At 69.2% G+C, this 14,600-nt stretch carries 17 protein-coding genes; 12 read left to right on the top strand and 5 right to left on the bottom strand.

Features of this window, described 5'->3' with window-relative positions; translation table 11 throughout:
* Window positions 1–55 precede the first annotated feature (55 nt).
* The 4 genes from L3Q65_RS13230 to L3Q65_RS13245 all read left to right on the top strand — a co-directional run bounded on the left by L3Q65_RS13230 (window position 56) and on the right by L3Q65_RS13245 (window position 3,240).
* Window positions 56–766, top strand: coding sequence for an SDR family NAD(P)-dependent oxidoreductase (locus tag L3Q65_RS13230; RefSeq protein ID WP_237599793.1), 711 nt, complete (start codon window positions 56–58; stop codon window positions 764–766).
* A 19-nt stretch (window positions 767–785) separates the two neighbouring features.
* Window positions 786–1,082 (top strand): hypothetical protein, encoded by a 297-nt coding sequence (locus L3Q65_RS13235; protein WP_220506600.1) that lies wholly within the window; start codon window positions 786–788, stop codon window positions 1,080–1,082.
* A 663-nt stretch (window positions 1,083–1,745) separates the two neighbouring features.
* The gene (locus L3Q65_RS13240) at window positions 1,746–2,771 is read left to right on the top strand and encodes a tyrosine-type recombinase/integrase (RefSeq protein ID WP_237599794.1); all 1,026 of its coding nucleotides are present in this window, start codon (window positions 1,746–1,748) and stop codon (window positions 2,769–2,771) included.
* A gap of 4 nt (window positions 2,772–2,775) precedes the next feature.
* The gene (locus L3Q65_RS13245; protein WP_237599795.1) at window positions 2,776–3,240 is read left to right on the top strand and encodes an SRPBCC family protein; all 465 of its coding nucleotides are present in this window, start codon (window positions 2,776–2,778) and stop codon (window positions 3,238–3,240) included.
* Between the two features lie 299 nt (window positions 3,241–3,539).
* Here L3Q65_RS13245 and L3Q65_RS13250 read toward each other — a convergent pair whose 3' ends face one another.
* The 3 genes from L3Q65_RS13250 to L3Q65_RS13260 all read right to left on the bottom strand — a co-directional run bounded on the left by L3Q65_RS13250 (window position 3,540) and on the right by L3Q65_RS13260 (window position 5,703).
* The gene (locus L3Q65_RS13250) at window positions 3,540–4,364 is read right to left on the bottom strand and encodes a MerR family transcriptional regulator (protein WP_237599796.1); all 825 of its coding nucleotides are present in this window, start codon (window positions 4,362–4,364) and stop codon (window positions 3,540–3,542) included.
* 44 nt (window positions 4,365–4,408) lie between these two features.
* Complete coding sequence (locus L3Q65_RS13255) at window positions 4,409–5,230, bottom strand: RNA ligase family protein (RefSeq protein ID WP_237599797.1); 822 nt, start codon at window positions 5,228–5,230, stop codon at window positions 4,409–4,411.
* Window positions 5,231–5,322: 92 nt separating this feature from the next.
* Window positions 5,323–5,703, bottom strand: coding sequence for a hypothetical protein (locus L3Q65_RS13260; RefSeq protein WP_182889293.1), 381 nt, complete (start codon window positions 5,701–5,703; stop codon window positions 5,323–5,325).
* A 66-nt stretch (window positions 5,704–5,769) separates the two neighbouring features.
* Between L3Q65_RS13260 and L3Q65_RS13265 the strand changes: the two genes are divergently transcribed.
* Window positions 5,770–6,546 carry a glycerophosphodiester phosphodiesterase gene (locus L3Q65_RS13265; RefSeq protein ID WP_182889292.1) on the top strand — a complete coding sequence of 259 codons (777 nt, stop codon included), beginning with the start codon at window positions 5,770–5,772 and terminating at the stop codon, window positions 6,544–6,546.
* Window positions 6,547–6,586: 40 nt separating this feature from the next.
* Window positions 6,587–7,585 (top strand): YafY family protein, encoded by a 999-nt coding sequence (locus L3Q65_RS13270; protein ID WP_237599798.1) that lies wholly within the window; start codon window positions 6,587–6,589, stop codon window positions 7,583–7,585.
* Here L3Q65_RS13270 and L3Q65_RS13275 read toward each other — a convergent pair.
* Complete coding sequence (locus L3Q65_RS13275) at window positions 7,518–8,222, bottom strand: transglycosylase family protein (protein ID WP_182889290.1); 705 nt, start codon at window positions 8,220–8,222, stop codon at window positions 7,518–7,520. The two genes, L3Q65_RS13270 and L3Q65_RS13275, sit on opposite strands and share 68 nt — an antisense overlap.
* A gap of 250 nt (window positions 8,223–8,472) precedes the next feature.
* On the opposite strand from L3Q65_RS13275, the gene L3Q65_RS13280 reads away from it, so the two are divergent.
* From L3Q65_RS13280 to L3Q65_RS13290, 3 genes are all read left to right on the top strand, one after another.
* Entirely contained in the window at window positions 8,473–9,873 is a 1,401-nt protein-coding gene (locus tag L3Q65_RS13280) for an MFS transporter (RefSeq protein ID WP_237599799.1), read from the top strand.
* 22 nt (window positions 9,874–9,895) lie between these two features.
* Window positions 9,896–10,657, top strand: coding sequence for a thymidine kinase (locus tag L3Q65_RS13285; protein ID WP_182889288.1), 762 nt, complete (start codon window positions 9,896–9,898; stop codon window positions 10,655–10,657).
* A gap of 226 nt (window positions 10,658–10,883) precedes the next feature.
* Window positions 10,884–11,231 carry an RNA polymerase-binding protein RbpA gene (locus tag L3Q65_RS13290; RefSeq protein ID WP_009078445.1) on the top strand — a complete coding sequence of 116 codons (348 nt, stop codon included), beginning with the start codon at window positions 10,884–10,886 and terminating at the stop codon, window positions 11,229–11,231.
* Window positions 11,232–11,368: 137 nt separating this feature from the next.
* On the opposite strand, the gene L3Q65_RS13295 is transcribed toward L3Q65_RS13290, so the two are convergent.
* Entirely contained in the window at window positions 11,369–12,568 is a 1,200-nt protein-coding gene (locus L3Q65_RS13295; protein ID WP_237599800.1) for an MFS transporter, read from the bottom strand.
* A gap of 49 nt (window positions 12,569–12,617) precedes the next feature.
* Between L3Q65_RS13295 and L3Q65_RS13300 the strand changes: the two genes are divergently transcribed.
* The 3 genes from L3Q65_RS13300 to L3Q65_RS47595 all read left to right on the top strand — a co-directional run bounded on the left by L3Q65_RS13300 (window position 12,618) and on the right by L3Q65_RS47595 (window position 14,597).
* On the top strand, window positions 12,618–13,094 hold the full coding sequence (locus L3Q65_RS13300) for a helix-turn-helix domain-containing protein (protein ID WP_182889286.1): 477 nt from the start codon (window positions 12,618–12,620) through the stop codon (window positions 13,092–13,094).
* Between the two features lie 79 nt (window positions 13,095–13,173).
* Window positions 13,174–13,518: a helix-turn-helix transcriptional regulator gene (locus L3Q65_RS13305; protein WP_182889285.1), complete on the top strand. Its 345-nt coding sequence runs from the start codon at window positions 13,174–13,176 to the stop codon at window positions 13,516–13,518.
* Window positions 13,515–14,597 carry an SRPBCC domain-containing protein gene (locus L3Q65_RS47595; RefSeq protein ID WP_237599801.1) on the top strand — a complete coding sequence of 361 codons (1,083 nt, stop codon included), beginning with the start codon at window positions 13,515–13,517 and terminating at the stop codon, window positions 14,595–14,597. Before L3Q65_RS13305 ends, L3Q65_RS47595 begins: the two co-directional genes overlap by 4 nt.
* Window positions 14,598–14,600 lie beyond the last annotated feature (3 nt).

Consider the following 14,600-nt stretch of genomic DNA (forward strand, 5'->3'; position numbering starts at 1 on the left):
CATCCTGCCACCGACGCTTGACCTGGTCCGCGCTCCAGCACATACGTTCGCCGCCATGACCACAACGCTCATCACCGGTGCCACCAAAGGACTCGGCTACGAAACCGCCCGCCGCTTGGCCGCTGCCGGACACACCGTCTACATCGGCGCCCGCGACGCCGCCCGCGGTCAGCGAGCCGCGGCGGAACTCGGCGCACGGACCGTTCAACTCGACGTCACCGACGAAGCATCGGTTCTCGCCGCGGCGAAAACCGTCGAGGCCGAAAGGGGACTGGACGTCCTCGTCAACAACGCAGGCATCGCCGTCGAACTGAAGAGCGACGGGGAATCGGTCGACGCAGCCGAAACCACTGCCGACCTGATGCGGGAAACGTTCGATACCAACGTCTTCGGCGTCGTGCGGGTGCTGCACGCGTTTCTGCCGCTCCTGCAACGATCGTCCGAGCCGGTGGTGGTGAACGTCAGCAGCGCGCTCGGATCGCTGGGCAGGATGACCGACCCGGCGACCCACCAATACGCGTACCGCGGCGTCGCATACCCGGCGTCGAAGGCCGCGGTGAACATGGTGACCGTGCAGTACGCCAAGGCGTTTCCGGGGATTCGCATCAACGCCGTCGAGCCCGGCTACACGCGAACGGACATCAACGGACGTCGCGGGGGACAGTCGGTCGAGCAGGGCGCGGAGATCATCGTCCGGATGGCCCAGATCGGAACCAGCGGACCGACCGGCACCTACACCGACATCGACGGCCCGCTGGCGTGGTGAGTGCTGCCATGATCGGTTCATGAACGAGTACCGCTGGCCGGACGACCAAGGCCTCGCGGATCGGGCTCGCCAGGCATGGGCGGCGACAACCGGGGCATTGCCGCCCGGGACGCCCGTCACGGGCAAGGTGATCGGACCGCAGCCATTCGGAGTATTCGTGCGGATCGACGGCACGCCTGATGCGGTCGGCCTGGCCGAGGTGACGACCATGCCTCGCGACACATCGATGCCAGCTGTCAGGGCCGCGGTCGCGGGCGAGGTCATCGGGCATGCCATCCAGAACCACCAGATCAGGCTCCGGCTGTCCGAGCGCTGAGTCTGTAGGCAGACGGCCGGGCGAGTGGGTCCGGGCGTGGTCTCACCGCTTACTTGACATAATGTACATTATCGGCGTTTTGCTGACCTGCTGATAGACAGGTTGAGGAGAGGCTCCCTGAGGGCCCAGATGCAGTCAGGCGACTCGTCTCCGCGCGCCTCGCCATGCGAGGCGCGCGACTCAGTCGGCCGCGTTCTTCTGAGGGCACGTCGTCAGCTGAGCTCTCTGGATGAGCCTTGAGGTTGGTTCCCGTCGGAAAGCAACCCAAGATCCCCGACGGGAACCGCCGTCCCAGTCGTGCTTAATTCGTCACCGTGACGAATTAAGCACGACTGGCAGGACATCGAGGTTGGAGCACAACAACTTTTCCGAACGTGCTGACGCTGGCTCAGGCACCTGAAGATCCACTCGACCAGATGAACGCGTCACAGATCCAGCCCGTCGCCAGGCAGTCTCAAGCTGCTGAAGCCGGCCGGAACACTCACTTTCCGGGCCGCACAGGGTGTCCCAGGACACGAGCGGGCCAATCGGAAAGCGCTGTCCCCCAAGGGGATTCAGCCCCTCCTCAAGCCTGGCAGAACCCCTCCCGCGGCCATGTTTCATGCATAATCGCTATTATGCATCATATATCAGACAACGAGTAGCGTCGAAATTGTCGGTGCCGTGCGGTACAAGATCACTATGCTCGTTTCCGAGGCACAGCAAGCGTTCTTCGCGGCACGGCGGCCGCGCAAGGACTCGCCGCACACCACTGCCGCCTATCGGCGCGACCTCGCCGGGATCACCGCTCTCCTGCTGGCGGAGCTGGGTCGCGACGAGGTGGACGTCGAAGAGCTGACAGCGCCGGTGCTGCGGGCTGCCTTCGGCGCGTTTGCCGACAACCACGCGAAAAGCTCCGTGCTGCGCGCGTGGTCGACGTGGAATCAGTTCCTCACCTTCTGCGTCTCGGACGGACTGCTCCCCGGCAATCCGATGGGAGCCGTCGCGCGGCCCAAGACTCCCCCGCTTACCCCGAAACCGTTGCGGGGCGAGGAAACGCCCGAGCAACTGCTCACCGCGGCGGCCGACGGCACCCGGCGCGCGCGGGATCCCTGGCCGGAGCGCGACGTGCTGGTCCTGGCGCTGGGACTGGTCGCGGGCCTGCGGGCAGCGGAAATGCGCGCCCTCACGCCGCGGTCGGTGGTCGGCCGAGACGGCGAGTTGCGGTTGCACGTCCACGGCAAGGGCAGCCGGGACAGGTCGATCCCGGTGCAACCGGCGATGGCGAAACTGATCGAGGACTATCAGGCTTCGTGCCGCCGGCGGTTCCCCCGGCAACGCTTCCCGGCGAGCGAACCTCTGCTGCGGGACCGAGCGGGCGATCCGATCGGCCGCGGTGCACTGGAGTACCTGGTGAAGTCGTGCTACCGATGGGCGGGCTTGCACGACCGGGTGCCGACGGGCGCGAATCTCCACGCTCTGCGGCACACCTTCGCCACGCGGCTGGCCGAAGACGGCGCCACCGCGTCGGAGATCATGTCCTTGCTGGGTCACGCGAGCTTGGCGACGAGCCAGAACTACATCGAAGCCACCGGCCGGGAGCAGCGAGCGGCCGCCGCGAGCAACCGGACCTATCGGGCGCTCAACGGATTGGCTCGGGACGATGCTCCGCAAGAGGGCACTGCGCGGGAGGCCGATGTGATTGCATGAGCGTGTGACTGACGAACCCTCGCGCGTCGTGCGCGCCAGCCGTGAGATCGAGGCCCCCGCCGAGCGGATTTTCGAGCTGATCGCCGACCCGTCGCAGCAACCCGGCTGGGACGGCAACGACAACCTGGCCGAGTCCAAGCCGGGCCAGCGCGTCCACGCCGTCGGCGACGTGTTCGCCACGACGCTCACGAACGGCTGGGTGCGGGAGAACCACATCGTGGAGTTCGAGGAGGCGCGCCGGGTGGCGTGGCGTCCGGCGGAACAGGGTCAGCAGCCTCCGGGGCATTTGTGGCGCTGGGAGCTGAACCCGCTCAGCGCGACGCGCACGGAGGTGACGCACACCTACGACTGGTCGGATCTCGACCCGAACGACACGATGCGGAACACCCGTGCCCGCTCCATGACGACGGAGAACCTGGCGGCGTCGCTGGAGAACCTGGCGAAGGCGGCGGAGCGTCCGCAGTCGTAGGCGGATTCGCGCGGCGTCCGAGTGCTGGCTCGCTCCGCAGGCGAGCTTGACGTCCGTGGCTCGTCGGCAGTGAGTCGGGCAGACGCCGGCGCGGCTCACTGCCGAGAGAGCAATGGCCGGGAGGCCAATGTCAGCCTCTCCCCTACGTCCGGCACCGCCGAGCAGGAGATTCGGCGAGCACCGAGAGTTCTCGCATCGCGGTGAGGGTGCGGTGCGCTATCGGTGTGCACGCAAGGCCGCCGCAACCCAAGCGAAAGCGGGCACGCTCCGCGCTTCCGGCGGGCGATTGTTGATCAGGCTCACCAGCTCCCAATAGCGTTCGACGCGCGGTTCGGCGACCAGGTCGAGCCATTCGAGCAGCGCCCGCGACTCGTTGTCGCCGAGATCGGCGGGCACGATGCGGTCGAGGATCGCCCGTCCGGGCGCTGACTCCGCCGCGATTCCCTTCTTGACCGCCGGGCCAGCGTGCTGGAGAACCAGCGGCCGGACGGTGAGGCCGAACTCGATGCGGTTGTCGGCTTCTCCGCGGAGCCCATCTCCCGCAGGGTGTGCTGGAAGTCGTCGTCGGAGACGAGTTCCGCCAGTTCTATCCAGGCGTCCGCCTGAGCGGAAGTCGGATCGGCGGGCAATTGCGGGGGCACCTCTCGCATGAACTCGGCGATGACCAGCGCGTCCGGATCGTCGACGCCGGCGAAGGCGTTGCCGACGAAGCCGTCGATGAACTGTTGCCGTTCGCGGGCCGGCAATCGGGCGAGTTCGTGCGTCAGGGCGAGTCCTTCGGTTTCGGTGTCCCGGCTCAGGGCGTTGCGCGGGACCGCACGGTTCAGCCGCAAGATCTGGATCTGGGCTTCGAGTGCCTCGACGTGGCTCGCGGCGGCTTGGGCCAGCGTGGTGTGGCGCTCGAGTACCTCTCGCACCGAGTCCAGGCCTAGTCCGAGTTCGCGAAGCGTCTTGATCAGGTGCAGGCGGCCGACCGCGTCGGCGCGGTAGAGCCGGTAGCCGCCCGCGGACCGTTCCGCGGGCGGCAGTACTCCGCTGTCGGACCAGTACCGGATCGTCCGCGCGGACAAACCGGTGCGGCGGGCAAGCTCCCCGATCGGGTAGCGGTCGGTCGTCTCGTCCATGGACTCAATCTGCACCTTCCACCCGCTGGAAGGTCAACCCGAATTCAGGCCGCGGCCGCGCTCCGGGGAAAGTCCTTGCGCTTGATCTTCGCCCGCCGCCCGTCGGGATGGTGGAACACGATCCCCTCCGCGAGATGGCCAGGCGAGAACTTGCTGTCCAAAGTGGTCAGGAACTCGCGCAGTCCTTGATAGCTGCGCGGGACGTCCAGCACTGTGGGTGCTTGGAAGTCGAACGGCACGCACAGGTGGTCGTCCAGGGCAAGCGGGTTTCCCTGGATCCGGGGCCCGAGTGCTTCGCACGGGTGCTCGCCGTCCGGCCATTCCGAGACGTCGGTGTTCCCCGCGGCGGCGAGGATCCACTTGTCGTCGGCGGAGGATTCGTCGGTGTCGACGTACCAGCCGTCGACGATCCCTTGCTGTTTCTGGGCTTTGCTCGGGTTTCGGCGCTTTTCGACGCGGACCAGGCGGCCGGAGCGGACGGTCAGGCGGACGTTGGTTCCGTCGAGTTTCTCGGTCCCCACTCCGGCTCCGTCGAAGACCCACGCGCATTCGGCGCGGGGCTGGTCGACCACCTGGAAGCGCTCGTCGCGTTCGAAGAGCGTGGGGATCTTCTCCATGACTTGTTTCCCTCTGCTGACGTGCCCCAGTAGTTCTTCATGGCTGATGACGCCCTCGGCCAGTCCGCTCGCCAGTGACCGGACGAGGTCCGCCACTGACACGTCCGCTTCGACCGCGACGTGTTTGAGTGCCTTCTTCTCCTCCGGGGAGATCCAGGCGACGAGCCGCGACCAGCCTTCCGGGGGCGTCCAGCGGGCCGGGGCCGCGGGGTTTTTGCGGGGCCTGCCTCGCCCTCGGGGTTCGTCCATGGCGCGAACGCTAGAGCACGGGCGAGACTTGTGTCAATTGGCATAACTGAAAATGAGCAGCAGGTCAGGAGGCACTTTTTCGACAAGAAAGCTCAGCGGAGCTGTTCGAGATCCTTCGCCGCCGAGGCGATCTCCTCCGCGAGCTGCCGCAGCTCGCTCGCTGACGCGCCGTCCTGCGCGGCGGTCACGATGTCCTCCGCGGCGCAGCGGAGCTGGAAGAGCCGGTCCTGCAGGGCGGCGATCTCGGTGTCGGACAGCACGACCGCGTCCTCGGGCAGGCCGCTGCGCTGCAGGGCGGTCCGGCGTTCGTAGGCGCGCTGGCGGCAGGACTGCCCGCAGTAGCGCCTGCGGCGTCCGACGTTGCCTGCTTCGGGCAGGCGGCGTCCGCACCAGCCGCAGTGTTTCGGGGCGTTCGTGCGGCGCGGCACGACGCGTTCGTCGCCGGTCAGGGCGTGTTCGGCCAGTTCCCTCACCCGCCGGACTCTAGCTGTCCATCACGTTCTCACGACGGGGCCACACCGATGGCGCAGACTGGAACCATGCGTCCACCGTTTCCGTACCTCGCCGACTCGCTCCCCCGCGCCTTCGCCCACCGCGGCTGGCACATCGGCGACCTGGAGGGGCTGGAGAATTCGCTGCCGGCGTTCCAGCGCGCGGTCGCCGAGGGGTACCGCTACCTCGAGACCGACGTGCACGCCACGTCCGACGGCGTCGTGGTCGTCCATCACGACGCGACGCTCGATCGCACGACCGACGGGCGCGGGGCGATCGCGACCCAGACCTGGGCGCAGCTCAAGGACGTCAAGATCGACGGCCGGGCGCCGTTGTCGCGGCTGGAGGATCTGCTCGAGGAGCTGCCGGACGCGTTTTTCAACATCGACGTGAAGGCCGACAGCGCGGTGGTCCCGTTCGTGCGGACGTTGCAGCGGACGGGCGCGGTGGAGCGGGTCGCCGCGGCGTCCTTTTCGGACTCGCGGCTCGCGAGGCTGCGCAAGCTGGCCGGGCCGAAGCTGCTGACCGCGATGGGGCCGCGGTCGGCGTTCCTGTTGTGGGCGAACGGCTGGGCTCCGCTGCTGCAGATCAGCCGGTTCTCGGCGGGCTGGCTCGCGCAGGTCCCGGTGCGGCAGGGGCCGTTGAAGGTGGTCGACGAGGCGTTCGTGAAGTCGGCGGTGCGGCGCGGGTTCGAGGTGCACACGTGGACGATCGACGAGGCGGACGAGATGCGGACGCTGTTGGACCTCGGCGTGCACGGGATCGTGACCGACCGGCCCGATCTGCTGCGCGAGGTGTTGCGGGAGCGGGGTTCGTGGAAGTAGCGGACAGGATCTGACCGCTGCTCCAGACAGGATCGACGACGTGCCGAAGACCTCCGCGCGGCTGCTGTCGCTGCTCTCGTTGCTTCAGGCCCGGCGGGACTGGCCGGGTGCGCTGCTGGCCGAGCGGCTGGAGGTCAGCCCGCGCACGGTGCGCCGCGACGTCGACCGGTTGCGGGAGCTCGGGTATCCGATCGTCACGACGAAGGGGCCGGACGGCGGTTACCGGCTGGACGCGGGTGCGCAGCTTCCGCCGTTGCTGTTCGACGACGACCAGGCTGTCGCGCTGGCGATCGCGTTGCAGGCGGCGACCGGGGCCGGGATCGAGGAGGCGGCCAGGCGGGCGTTGCAGACCGTGCGGCAGGTGATGCCCGCGCGGTTGCGGCATCGGGTGGACGCGTTGAGCTTCACCGCCGTCGAACGTCCGGCGCCGAGCGCGGATCCGCAAACGCTCATGGCGTTGAGCGCCGCCGTGCGTGCCCGGGAGGTGCTGCGGTTCGATTACGCCCCAACGGATACGCCGCCCCGCCGGGTCGAGCCGCATCATCTCGTCACGTGGGGCCGGCGGTGGTATCTGGTCGCGTGGGATCTCGATCGCGCGGACTGGCGGATCTTCCGCGCGGACCGGATCACGCCGCGTACGCCCACCGGACCTAAGTTCGCCGAGCGCGGGCTGGCCGACGTCGCCGCGTTCGTGGCCGCGCGGTTCCGCGGGACGGAGCTGTCCGGCGAGTGGCCGTGCCGCGGCGAGGCGATCCTGCGTCTGCCGGCGACGGAAGCGGCGAGCTACCTGGCCGACGGCGTCATCGAGGCGCTCGGGCCGGACCGGTGCCGGGTGAGTCTCGGGGCTTGGTCGTGGCGCGGGCTGGCCGCCTCGTTCGGCCGGGTCGACGCCGCCATCGAGGTCGTCGGCCCGGCCGAATTGAAGGAAGCGTTCCGGCAGCTCGCCGCGCGTTACGCCGAGGCGGGGCGGGTCAGCGCGGAGCCTTGCCTTCCCACGCGGCCTTCCACGTCTTCGGGCCCAGCCGGCCAGAATCGTTGATGCCGTTGGCGCGCTGCAGGTCGAGGACCGCGGTGCGGGTCTTGTCGTAGTAGCAGCCGGTGCCGCTGAAGCCGTAGCCGAAGGCGTTCATCCGCAGCTGGAACGTGCGCAGCGCGGGCGCGCAATCGCCGTAGGCGTAGACGAGGCCGGGCCACGCGGGGGTCGCGCCGGGCGGTCCCGGCGGCGGGGCGGGCTGCGGCTTGGGCGCGGGCGGGGTCGGCAGTCCGCCGCCGCCGATGTAGGCGGCTTCTTCCCAGGCGGGGACGCGCTTGCTGCGGGCGTCGCCGTCGTTGGACAGGCCGAGCATGCCGCCGCATTCCCAGGGCTGCCAGCCGCGCATCCGGTACAGGTACAGCGCGCGGTAGTCCTGCTCGCGGGGGCTGGCCTGGTCGGGGCGGCCCTGGCCGCCGACGCTGCGCCAGGTGGGGAGGTCGAACTGGTAGGCGCCGTAGTAGCCGTTGCCGGTGTTGATCGAGTAGCGGCCGCTCGACTCGCACATGCGGAGCTTGGCCCAGGTGCCCGACGCGGGGTCCGCGGAGGCGGCGCCGGTGACGACGAGTTCCATGCCGAGGACGGCGACGACGAGCAGCAAGGCTCTGGCGGCGGCCCGTCTGGCAGTGCGAACGCGGTTGGTCATGCCACGCACACTAAGCACGTGACCCATCGACCACAAGAGTCACACCACGCACAGCAGTCTCACATGACACGCCCGGAAATCCCGGGAGCGACACGCCCGGCCCGGCGTGTCGCGCGGTGCGCCGCACGGCGCGGCGGAAACCGGAAGCGACGAACCGGACACGGTTTGCCCCCTTCGGCGGTACCCGTTGCCCTCGCGGCAGTAATGTCCGGCGCGACCTGGAGATTCGCCCTGATTCGAGGAGTCGTGGATGACGCTGGCCGAGACCCGGGACAGCAAGCGGGAGCGGTGGGGCTGGTACTTCTACGACTGGGCCAACTCGCCGTTCTATTCGTCGGTCACGACAGTGTTCGGGGCGCTGTACATGAGCACCGTCGCGGCCGCGGACGCGAAGCAGAACATCACCCTTAACGGGGACAGGGCTTGTCTCAACGCGTCCGGTGCGGACGACAAGCTCAACCACTGCGACGTGTCGCTGTTCGGCCTCCACTTCCCCGCCGGCTCGCTGTGGGGCTATCTGCTGTCGGTGGCGACGATCGTGCAGGTCCTGGTGCTGCCGATCGCGGGCGCGGTGGCCGACCGCAGCCGCAACAAGCGCAAGATCCTCGGCGGGTTCGCCGTGCTCGGCGCGGCGGCGTCGGCGCTGATGTTCTTCATGGCCGGTTCGGACTGGCAGCTGGGCGCGGCGCTGTTCATCCTCGCGAACATCGGGTACGGCGGTTCGCTGGTCGTCTACTACTCGTTCCTGGTGGACATCGCGACGCCGGACGAGCGCGACGACGTGTCGGCCAAGGGCTGGGCGTTCGGCTATCTCGGCGGCGGACTCGCGCTCGCGCTGCAGCTCGCCTTCTACCTCAGCCGCGAGTCCCTCGGCATCGACACCGGTCTCGCCGTGCGCATCTGCTTCCTGACCTCGGGCATCTGGTGGGCCGTATTCACCGTCCCGACCCTGCGCCGGCTGCCCCGCATCCACGTGCCGACGGCGACTGCGCGTGGCGTCTCGGTGCTGCGGGCCGGTTTCCGCGAACTTCGCCAGACGCTCGGCGAAGCGAAGGCGTATCCGCTCACGCTCGCCTTCCTCGGCAGCTACCTGCTCTTCGCGGACGGGATCAACACCGTCGTCACGGTCTCGGCGCAGTACGGGAAGGACGAGCTGCGGTTCTCCGACGAGGTGTTGATCATCACGGTGCTGGTGATCCAGTTCCTCGCCTACGCGGGCGGCGTCCTGCACGGCCTGCTCGCGCGACGCCTCGGCGCGAAGCGGACGATCCTGGTCAGCCTCGTGCTGTGGGTCGTGGTCCTCGGCGGGGCGTACTTCGTGCAGCCGAGGCAGCCGTTGCAGTTCTTCGCCGTGGCGATCGGGATCGGGCTCGTGCTGGGCGGGACGAACGCGCTGGCCAGGTCGTTGTTCAGCCAGATGATCCCGGCCGGGAAGGACGCGCAGTACTACTCGCTTTACGTCGTCGGCGAGAAGGGCACGTCGTGGCTCGGGCCGCTGGTGTTCGCCGGGGTCGGGCAGGCGACCGGGTCGTTCCGGCTGGCGATCATCGCGCTCGTGGTGTTCTTCGTGCTCGGGTTCGTGTTCGTCGCGCTGGTGCCGGTGCGGCGCGCCATCGCGGCCGCCGGCAACCGTCCGCCGGAGGTGCTGTGAGGCCCAGATAGGGTCGGTCGTCGTGACCGCTGCAGACGACGTTGTGCTCGACGACCCCACCGACGCGCTTTCCGCGGCCCCGCCCGCCGGGGCCCGGCGCAACGGTCCGGCCCGGGGACGGCTGAAGTTCTGCTACGGCCCGATGGACTGCGGGAAGTCGACGCTCGCGCTGCAGATCGACCACAACCACGCGCGCCAGGGCCGCCGCGGTCTCGTGCTGGTCCGCCACGACCGGTCCGGCGCGCCGCAGATCACCAGCCGGATCGGCATCGCGCGGCGGGCGACGGAGGTCGCGACCGGCACCGACCTGCGGGATCTGGTGCGCGAGCAGTGGGCGCGCGGGCAGCACGTGGACTACGTGATCGTGGACGAGGCGCAGTTCCTCTCCCCCGCCCAGGTCGACCAGCTCGCCGAACTCGCCGACGAGGCGGGCATCGACGTCTACTGCTTCGGCATCGCGACCGACTTCCGCAGCAGGCTGTTCCCCGGGGCGGGGCGGCTGTTCGAGATCGCCGACGAGCTCCAGCCGGTCCAGGTCGAGGTGCTCTGCTGGTGCGGGCTGCCCGGCCGGTTCAACGCGCGGGTCCGCGACGACGTGATTCTCCGTGACGGAGACACCGTTGTGGTGGCAGATACCGAACACTCCGTAGTTGAACCTTCAGCTTCAGCACGGTCTGATGCCGAAACGGTCACGGTCCGTTATCAGGTACTGTGCCGTCGCCACTTCCGCTCAGGGGATCTGGGACCCGCTGCCGCCCAGCACGGTCAGTTACGGTTGTCCTAGAGCTAACCTAACTAGCCCGACTGGGGGATATCCGCACTAAGAAGGCGGTATCCGCGTCACGTCAGAGGGCGAAACGACTCCCTCTGGAGGAAGCTGAAGACCACGGGTGACGCAGCTCATCGTGAGCAGCGACATGGTGTGCCGGGAATCCCTCGGATGCCTCGTTCGTTGCATAGGGTGAGCATCACCCTGGCTCCACCCGGAGCTGACTGAAAGGAATCCCACTATGGCCGACCGTGTTCTCCGTGGAAGCCGGCTGGGAGCGGTCAGCTACGAGACCGACCGCAATCACGACCTCGCTCCGCGCCGTACCGTGCGCTACTCCTGCCCCAAGAACCACGAGTTCGAGGTGCCGTTCTCCGACGACGCCGAGATCCCGACGGTGTGGGAGTGCCGCCTGCACGGCAGCGAATCCGAGATCGTCGACGGCGGGCAGCCCGAGCAAAAAAAGGTCAAGCCCCCCAGGACCCACTGGGACATGCTGCTGGAGCGCCGCTCCATCCCCGAGCTCGAGGACCTGCTGAACGAACGTCTCGCCGAGCTCAAGGGACGCCGGACCAGCCGGTCCGCTTGAGCCTCGGCCAGTAGCTGGCTCCCACCACCGAACAGGAACGGCCCCCGCGACCTCCCCCCGCGGGGGCCGTTCCGCGTCCTGCGGTGGCTCGTGAGTGTTGGCGCCGGTTCTAACCGGCGCCAACACTCACGAGCCACCTACTTGCCGCACCCGATTCGACTAGCCCTCGCGGGCGTCGGCCGCGCTTCCGCGGTGAACCGCCGGGCAGCGGCCCACACTGCGAACGCACAGCCGGCAAATGCAGCGCCCAGGACGCTGGAGCCGGTCCAGCCCGCCGCCGCGAAGGCGGTGGTCGTCGCGGCCGCGCCCAGCGCGGAGCCGAGCGAGTAGAAGATCATGTAGCCGCCGATGACGCTGCTGGTGCGGTCCGGATGCACTGCGGTGAGCAGGTGCTGATTGCTGACATGCGCCGCCTGCACGGCGAAATCGAGCACCAGCACGCCCAGCCCCAGCAGCCACAGCGACGGCTGCCCGACCGCGAGCCACGACACCGCCAGCAGGACCAGCGCTCCGCCGGTGACGAGTCCCGCGTGTCCCCTGTCCGCCCAATGTCCCGCGCGGGCCGCCCCGAGCGCACCTGCCAAGCCGACCAGCCCGAAGAGACCGATCTGTGCGGTGCTCAAATTCCACGGGGCGGCGGCGAGCGGCAGCGACAGACCGCTCCACAACGCGCCGAACGACGCGAACAGGAAGAACGCGATGAGTCCCCGCGAGAGGAACAGCGGCTCCCGGAACAGCCCGCCGAGCGAGCTCAGCACCTGCCGGTACGTCGTGCCGTCGCGGCGCGGATCCGGCGGCATCGTCTTCAGCGCGAGACCGGCGAGCGCCGCCAGCAGCACCGCGAGCGCAACGTAGACGCTGCGCCACCCCCACAGTCCGGCCAGCGCGCCGGCTGCGACGCGGGCGCCCAGGATGCCGATGACCACCCCGGAGGTCACGGCGCCGAGGGTGCGTCCGCGTTCCTCCGAAGTGGACAGTGCGGCGGCGTAGGCGACCGTCGTCTGCACGACCACCGCGAACAGGCCCGCGAGCGCCAATCCGGTCAGCAGCAGCCAGGTTTGGCTTGCGGCTGCGGCGATTCCGGCCCCGACGGCGGTCAGCAGCAGGTGTGCGGCGATGAGCTTGCGGCGGTCGGCGAGGTCGCCCAGCGGGACGAGCGCGGCGAGACCGGCGAGGTAGCCGAGTTGCCCGGCGGCGACGATCCAGCCCAGGCTCGCGTCCGGCACGCCCAGGTCCGCGCCGATCTCGGCCAGGACCGGCTGAGCGGCGTAAATGCTCGCGACGGCGACCGCACACACCGCGGCGAACACCGTCCGGCGGCCCGTGGCGAGGCCCATGAGTCCCCCAATCAGTAGCGAATTGCAACTAATCGCACCGTACGGCAGAATGGTTTCAAAGAGCAACTCATCGAGGAGGCACGCGATCGTGGGCGACACCCCGGCCTGGACCGACCCGACGTGCCCGGTGGCGCGCACCCTCGACCTCGTCGGCGACCGGTGGAGCCTGCTGATCGTCCGCGACGCGATGGACGGCGCGCGGGCGTTCACCGACTTCCAGCAGCGCACCGGCATCGCCCGCAACATCCTCACCGACCGGCTGCGCCGCCTCGTCGAACGCGGCGTCCTCGACCGGCGGACCGCGGAATCGGGCAAACGGCAGGTCTACTCGCTCACGCCGGCCGGACGCGACCTGTTCACCGTCGTCGTCGCCCTCCGGCAGTGGGGCGAGCGGCACGCCTTCTCCCCCGGCGAAGACCACTCCGTGCTCGTCGACGAGTCCGGGCAGCCGATCCCGCCGCTCACGCCGGTCGCGGCGAACGGCGCGGCAGCCGACGTCGAGACGACCTCGGTGCGCAAGATCTGAAACCCGCCGGGCTCTTGCCCTGGCGACGAGACGGGCTTATTGTCAACGTACTGCTTGATAAAGAGATCGGTTGATAAAGATGACCGTTGACAACGTCGACGACCGGCTGGACCGGGCGTTCACCGCGCTGGGCGACCCGATCCGGCGCGCGCTCGTCGCCCGGCTGTCGCGCGGGGAAGCCACGGTGAACGAACTCGCCGAGCCGTTCCCGGTGACGAAGCAAGCCGTGTCCCGGCACGTCCAGGTGCTGGAGGCGGCCGGGCTCATCACGCGCAGCCGCGACGGCCAGCGCCGCCCGTGCCACCTCAACGCCGCCGCTCTCGAAGAGCTGACCAGCTGGATCGACACCTACCGGCTGACCCGCGAACGCGAGTTCCGCCGCCTCGACAGCCTTCTCGAAGAGACCAAGGAGCAGGACCGATGAACCCGACCACCATCACCGCCCAGCCCGGCAGCCCGTTCATCGAGATCGTCCGCGATTTCGACACGACGCCCGCGCGGCTCTTCCGCGCCTACACCGACCCTGACCTGATCTCCCGCTGGCTCGGCCCGCGCGACGTCGAAATGCGGCTCCTCGAGTTCGACGCGCACTCCGGCGGGGCGTACCGCTACGTCCACGTCGACACCGACGGCGGCGAGCATCTCTTCCGCGGCGTCTTCCATGCCGTGGACAGCGCCGAGCGGATAGTCCAGACCTTCGAGTACGAGGGCGCGCCCGGCCAGGTCAGCCTGGAAACCCTGACCTTCGAGGAGGTCGACGGCCGGACCCGGCTGCGGACCCGGTCGGTGTTCCCGAGCGTCGAGGCCCGTGACGCGATGGTCGCGAGCGGGATGGAACGCGGGATCCGCGATTCGATGGACCGGCTCGACGAACTCGCGCGCGACGCGGAGCAGCCGGGAGCGAGCCGCGTGGTCGTGGACATCTCGATGTCGCTGGACGGCTACGTCACCGGGCCGGAAGCCGGTCCCGGACGCGGGCTCGGCATCGGCGGCGAACCGCTGCACGGCTGGGTGTCCGACCCGACGCCGCGCGACGCGGAGATCCTGCACCGCTCGTTCACCGAAACCGGAGCGGTGGTCATGGGCCGCGCCATGTTCGACGTCGTGGACAGCCCGGACGGCTGGGCCGACGAGGACGGCTACGGCGAGGGCGAGGACCGGATCCCCGCACCGCCGGTGTTCGTCGTCACCCATGCCCGCCCGGAGAAGATCCGGCTGGGCGAACGGTTCCGGTTCGCCACCGGCGGCCTCGGGGACGCGGTCGCCCAGGCTCGCGCGGCAGCCGGCGGCAAGGACGTCATGGTGATCGGCGGCGGGTCGATCGCGTGGCAGGTCCTGCACGCCGGACTGGCGGACGTGCTCCGGATCCACCTCGCGCCGATCGTCCTCGGCGGCGGAACCCCGTTGTTCCCCGGGGGAAATCCCGGACCGGTGCGGCTTGAAGCGCTCGGTGCGGTGTCGACGCCGGGCGCCGAACACCTCACCTACCGCGTGCTGAAGTAGCGA

Source organism: Amycolatopsis sp. FU40 (genome assembly GCF_021903635.1).
GTDB classification, from domain to species: Bacteria; Actinomycetota; Actinomycetes; order Mycobacteriales; family Pseudonocardiaceae; genus Amycolatopsis; species Amycolatopsis dendrobii.

Bases quoted from the DNA above. Each gene is read 5' to 3' on its own strand.
- L3Q65_RS13230 (WP_237599793.1), top strand. From the start codon at position 56: ATGACCACAACGCTCATCACCGGTGCCACCAAAGGACTCGGCTACGAA.
- L3Q65_RS13235 (WP_220506600.1), top strand. From the start codon at position 786: ATGAACGAGTACCGCTGGCCGGACGACCAAGGCCTCGCGGATCGGGCT.
- L3Q65_RS13250 (WP_237599796.1), bottom strand. From the start codon at position 4,364: ATGGACGAGACGACCGACCGCTACCCGATCGGGGAGCTTGCCCGCCGC.
- L3Q65_RS13255 (WP_237599797.1), bottom strand. From the start codon at position 5,230: ATGGACGAACCCCGAGGGCGAGGCAGGCCCCGCAAAAACCCCGCGGCC.
- L3Q65_RS13265 (WP_182889292.1), top strand. From the start codon at position 5,770: ATGCGTCCACCGTTTCCGTACCTCGCCGACTCGCTCCCCCGCGCCTTC.
- L3Q65_RS13275 (WP_182889290.1), bottom strand. From the start codon at position 8,222: ATGACCAACCGCGTTCGCACTGCCAGACGGGCCGCCGCCAGAGCCTTG.
- L3Q65_RS13280 (WP_237599799.1), top strand. From the start codon at position 8,473: ATGACGCTGGCCGAGACCCGGGACAGCAAGCGGGAGCGGTGGGGCTGG.
- L3Q65_RS13290 (WP_009078445.1), top strand. From the start codon at position 10,884: ATGGCCGACCGTGTTCTCCGTGGAAGCCGGCTGGGAGCGGTCAGCTAC.
- L3Q65_RS13295 (WP_237599800.1), bottom strand. From the start codon at position 12,568: ATGGGCCTCGCCACGGGCCGCCGGACGGTGTTCGCCGCGGTGTGTGCG.
- L3Q65_RS13300 (WP_182889286.1), top strand. From the start codon at position 12,618: ATGGTTTCAAAGAGCAACTCATCGAGGAGGCACGCGATCGTGGGCGAC.
- L3Q65_RS13305 (WP_182889285.1), top strand. From the start codon at position 13,174: ATGACCGTTGACAACGTCGACGACCGGCTGGACCGGGCGTTCACCGCG.
- L3Q65_RS47595 (WP_237599801.1), top strand. From the start codon at position 13,515: ATGAACCCGACCACCATCACCGCCCAGCCCGGCAGCCCGTTCATCGAG.